The sequence below is a fragment of the Bradyrhizobium sp. P2_E8 genome (genome assembly GCF_056403875.1).
Genome location: NZ_JBFUES010000744.1, coordinates 1 through 3,877, shown reverse-complemented (window position 1 = coordinate 3,877; position 3,877 = coordinate 1). Strand labels below are relative to the sequence as shown.

The window sequence follows — 3,877 nt, the reverse complement described above, 5'->3', positions numbered from 1 at the left end:
ACGTTGGCGAGTCCCGTGCCCTGCCAGAGGTCGCCGCCATCGACGAGCAGCGAGTGGTTTTCGCCGACGTCGCCGCGCAAGCGGTCGATCAGCGTCTTCAGATGAGCAAAGCCGCCGAGCTTGCCGAAGCGGCCCGCGGATTTCTCGAACTCGAAGCAGGTGAAGGCATAGGCATCGGCGCTGTCGGGCCGGATGTTGAAGCGCTCCAGGAAGGCGCGTCCGACCAGATGCGGTGGTCGCCCTGCCATGTCGCCGATGCCGATATTCACGCTCGGCTCGCGGAAATACACCGGATTGAGCTGCGCATGCGTATCGGTGATGTGCAGGATCCGCGCACGGCCGAAACGCTCGATGTCGTAGATGCTCGCCGCTTCAGTGCCGCGCGCGAGCCGCGGCAGGCTGAGCGATGCCGCGGCAACGCCTGCACTCTTCAGGAAATCACGGCGGCGGATCGCCATCCAGAATCCTCCGCGCCTCATCGGCAGTTCAGTTGAGGTCCAGTCTAGCGGATTTCCATCGCCTTCCAGGCGTCTTTTTCGGACGTGGCCTGGAAGATCGACGCCTTCGCCAGCGCCTCGGCCTCCTGGGCTGCAGCCACGGCGCGGTCGAAATCGCCGCCGTCGGCCGCCTTCTTCGCCGCCGCCAGCGTCGAGACGGTCACGGTCCACTGATTGCGCATGCCGGCTGCCTCCTTGGAGGCGGCTTCGGCGGCGGCATAGGCCGCCTTGTAATCCGCCTCATTTGCCGCGCGCGCCGCTGGCGCGAGGCTGAGGGCGAGCAGCATGGCGAGGGGAAGTGACCGCTTCATGGCCGCGCTCCCGGCCCTGATATCGGCAGGCCATTGGCGACGTAGGAGAGGAAATATTCGACGTCGCGATATTCATCCGCCTGCGGCTCCAGCGGAACCGCCCGGGTCTGGCTGTTGCAGGTGACGAAGCGGCGGCTGGTCGTGCCCATGCCGCTCCATTCGGAGCGGTAGATCGGCATCGCGTTCAAAATGCCGAGCGCCGGCGCCAAAATCTCAGCGCGGATGCGCTCCCCCGGGCTCTGCACGTGGCAGCTCGCGCAGGAGAAATTCATCTGGCCGCGCCTTGTGTAGAAATAGCGCTTGCCGTTCTCGAACGCGGCGAGCGCGCGGGGATCGTCGGGGATCTTGATGTCCATCGGCTTGCCGCGCGAGGTGAAGGCCATATAGGCGGTCAGCGAGGCCATCTCGTCCTTGACGTAGGAATAGGGCGCTTCGCCATTGGCCTCGCGGCAGCGGTTGAGCGCGAGCTCCAGCGTGACGACCTTGCCTTCCTTCGTGTCGAAGTAAGGATAGTTCTGGCGGATGCCGATGCCGCCATTCGGAAAGCAGTCGGCATAGGTCTTGCCGTTCTTGAACGGGGTGGCGAACATTTCCTTGCCGGCGTCGAGCGCGAATTCGTAAGGCGGGAATTCTTCCTTCTCCTGCCACTGCCGCTTCATGTCCTCGTTCATGGAATAAGGACCGTTGACGAAATCCTCGTGCTTCACATCGGGAAATTTCTGGAAGTAGAAATTCTGGAACGCCTTTGCGTCGGCAACGGGGTCGACCTTGTCGGCCGCGATCACACGTGGAGAGGTGAGGGCGAACGCGACAAGCGTGGCGCTCAACGAGCCAAGCAGGAGGGCAGACCGGGCTTTCATCACGCGATCTTCGCGGTCGTCGTGTCCGACCCGCCCTTGTTGTCGGTCCAGGAGATCTTGAGGTCGTCGCCCTTCTTGGCGCCCTTGAAGCTGAACTTGACGTAGGGATCCTTGGAGACCGCGGTGCCCCAATCGGCGACGAAGACGTCCTTGCCGTTACATTCGAACTTCAGCTGCTGGATGAAATGCGCTGGGATCACCTCGCCCTTGGAATCCTTGACCAGGCCGGTGTCCATGGGGTGCTGGATCAGCGCCTGCACCTCGGTGATGTCGCCGTTGGATGTTGCGCGGACGCGAATGCTGGATGCCATGTCGATCTCCTTAGCCGCCGCAGCCGCCGACGGTGACTTTGACTTCCTTGGTCGCGCTGTAGAGCTTGCCGTCGGCTTCCACGATCGCGGTCACGTTGGTAGTCTTGGCCATCTTCAGCCGGTTGGCGACAGCAGGCAGCGTGCCATCGGGAATCCTGTAGGACGCCGCGAGCGCGTTCGGGTTCTCGGCCACGAAGAACGAGATCGAGGTCACCTTGTCGAGCGTCGTCGTCGCCGAGATCGGCACCACGCCGCCATTCTCGGCGATCTCCGGCGCATCCAGCTTGACCTTGTCGGAGGGCTCGACGGTTTTGCCGTAGAGCGCCTTGATCGCGTCCGCTTCGTTCTTCAGCTTGAACGCCTCTTCCGGATATTTGTCGTTGGCCGCGGCGCGCGCGGGAGCTGCGCCGAACGGCAGATTGCCGAGGCCGAGCAGCGCGACGGAGGCCGCGCCCTGAAGGATCAGGCGCCGCGTCGGATGAGGGCCGGTGGTCGTGGTCATCTGAACTCTCCTGGCGTGCCGGAAGTCACAGGGTTTGCAGGAAATCAACGATCGCGCTGATCTCCTGGTCGGTCAAAATCCGGTTCCGGCCGAACGGCGGCATCATGGTCTGCGGATTGCGCTTGGTCTCGTCGAAGATGATCGCGACCAGCTCGTTGCGATCGGGGTATTTTGCCTTGAGGTCCTTCAGCTCCGGGCCGATCGTTCCCGGCAGGTCGCCGCCCTTGATGACGTGGCAGGTCAGGCAATTGCCCTTGCCGCGGTCGAAGGCGAGCTTCCGGCCCTCGGCCGCAGCGGATTGCGCCCGCGCCGGGCTGGCGAGGCCGGTGGCGAAGGCCAGCAGGAGGAGCAGGGCAGGCGTCCGGGAAAAGGCGGTCAAGGCGTCATTCCGAGGCGTTATGGCGATGGTCTCGATCGCGGAAATAGCAGCGTTCCAAAGCACAAAGGGCATCGCCTGACAATCAAGACTATGCACGCGGCAAAATGGAGTTAATATCTTCCGCATTGCAACTAAAGAGATTATTTGTTCGGCCGATTGGCTCGTGGGTGCGGGCCGGCTGTTTCGAGGGCGTTTGGGCGCCCATCCCGTTTTCATCGTGTTCTCGTTTTTTCAAGGGGACCTCATTTGGCTGAATATGTCGTCGAATTTGGCAAGGACGGCGGACGGGTCGAGTCCGATGGGCGGCTCGATGCGCCGGCATTCCATCGCAATCACGAGCCGCTCTGGGCGGCGCTGGAGAAGCATCTGGCAGGCAGCACCGGCAACGTGGTCGAGGTCGGCAGCGGAACCGGCCAGCACGTGGTCCATTTCGCCCGCCATACGCCCGATCTGGTCTGGTGGCCGAGCGACCTCAACCAGCGGCACGTGAAGAGCATCGAGGCCTGGCGCGTCCATTCGGGCCTGCCAAACATCCGCTCGCCGTTGCGGATCGATCTCTCCGATCCCGGCTGGTGTCCGGAGATGCGAAGCGGGCAGGGGCCGACCAACCTCGCCGCCGTGTTCTGCGCCAACGTCATCCATATCGCGCCGTGGAGCGTGGCCGAAGGCCTGTTCGCTGGCGCCGGCCGCTATCTGCGCGCCGACGGCAAGCTGTTCCTCTACGGCCCGTTCAAGCGCGACGGCAAGCACACCGCGCTCAGCAACGCCGTGTTCGACACCTCCTTGCGCGAAGGCAATCCCGACTGGGGCGTGCGCGACATCGGCGATGTCGAGACGCTGGCGCGAGGCACAGGCCTTGGCCTGATCGATACGATCGAGATGCCTGCGAACAATCTGACGCTGGTGTTTTCGCGCTGAGTTGAGCGCGATCAGATCCGGACTATAGCCAGGAAAATGGTGCGCTCCCTCCCCCCTTGCGGGGGAGGGCGGGGGAGAGGGGCAGCCAGGCAAAAAGTG

General features: G+C 63.6%; 6 protein-coding genes and 1 pseudogene. 1 reads left to right on the top strand and 6 read right to left on the bottom strand.

Going from position 1 to position 3,877, the window contains the following annotated elements:
• The 6 genes and pseudogenes from AC1D00_RS30915 to soxX form a co-directional block, all read right to left on the bottom strand.
• Positions 1 to 458 (bottom strand): annotated as a pseudogene (locus tag AC1D00_RS30915) (thiosulfohydrolase SoxB); the annotation flags it as partial.
• 44 nt (positions 459 to 502) lie between these two features.
• Entirely contained in the window at positions 503 to 808 is a 306-nt protein-coding gene (locus AC1D00_RS30910) for a hypothetical protein (protein WP_135176119.1), read from the bottom strand.
• On the bottom strand, positions 805 to 1,668 hold the full coding sequence (gene soxA, locus AC1D00_RS30905; protein WP_167771058.1) for a sulfur oxidation c-type cytochrome SoxA: 864 nt from the start codon (positions 1,666 to 1,668) through the stop codon (positions 805 to 807). Before soxA ends, AC1D00_RS30910 begins: the two co-directional genes overlap by 4 nt.
• Entirely contained in the window at positions 1,668 to 1,979 is a 312-nt protein-coding gene (gene soxZ / locus AC1D00_RS30900) for a thiosulfate oxidation carrier complex protein SoxZ (RefSeq protein ID WP_404551304.1), read from the bottom strand. Before soxZ ends, soxA begins: the two co-directional genes overlap by 1 nt.
• 10 nt (positions 1,980 to 1,989) lie before the next feature.
• Complete coding sequence (soxY, locus tag AC1D00_RS30895) at positions 1,990 to 2,481, bottom strand: thiosulfate oxidation carrier protein SoxY (RefSeq protein ID WP_477013266.1); 492 nt, start codon at positions 2,479 to 2,481, stop codon at positions 1,990 to 1,992.
• Between the two features lie 25 nt (positions 2,482 to 2,506).
• Entirely contained in the window at positions 2,507 to 2,860 is a 354-nt protein-coding gene (soxX, locus tag AC1D00_RS30890; RefSeq protein ID WP_477013265.1) for a sulfur oxidation c-type cytochrome SoxX, read from the bottom strand.
• Positions 2,861 to 3,106: 246 nt separating this feature from the next.
• Here soxX and AC1D00_RS30885 point away from each other — a divergent pair, with 246 nt between their 5' ends.
• Positions 3,107 to 3,778, top strand: a complete 672-nt coding sequence (locus AC1D00_RS30885; protein ID WP_404551300.1) for a DUF938 domain-containing protein — start codon at positions 3,107 to 3,109, stop codon at positions 3,776 to 3,778.
• Positions 3,779 to 3,877: the final 99 nt, after the last annotated feature.

Bases quoted from the DNA above. Each gene is read 5' to 3' on its own strand.
- AC1D00_RS30910 (WP_135176119.1), bottom strand. From the start codon at position 808: ATGAAGCGGTCACTTCCCCTCGCCATGCTGCTCGCCCTCAGCCTCGCG.
- soxA (WP_167771058.1), bottom strand. From the start codon at position 1,668: ATGAAAGCCCGGTCTGCCCTCCTGCTTGGCTCGTTGAGCGCCACGCTT.
- soxZ (WP_404551304.1), bottom strand. From the start codon at position 1,979: ATGGCATCCAGCATTCGCGTCCGCGCAACATCCAACGGCGACATCACC.
- soxY (WP_477013266.1), bottom strand. From the start codon at position 2,481: ATGACCACGACCACCGGCCCTCATCCGACGCGGCGCCTGATCCTTCAG.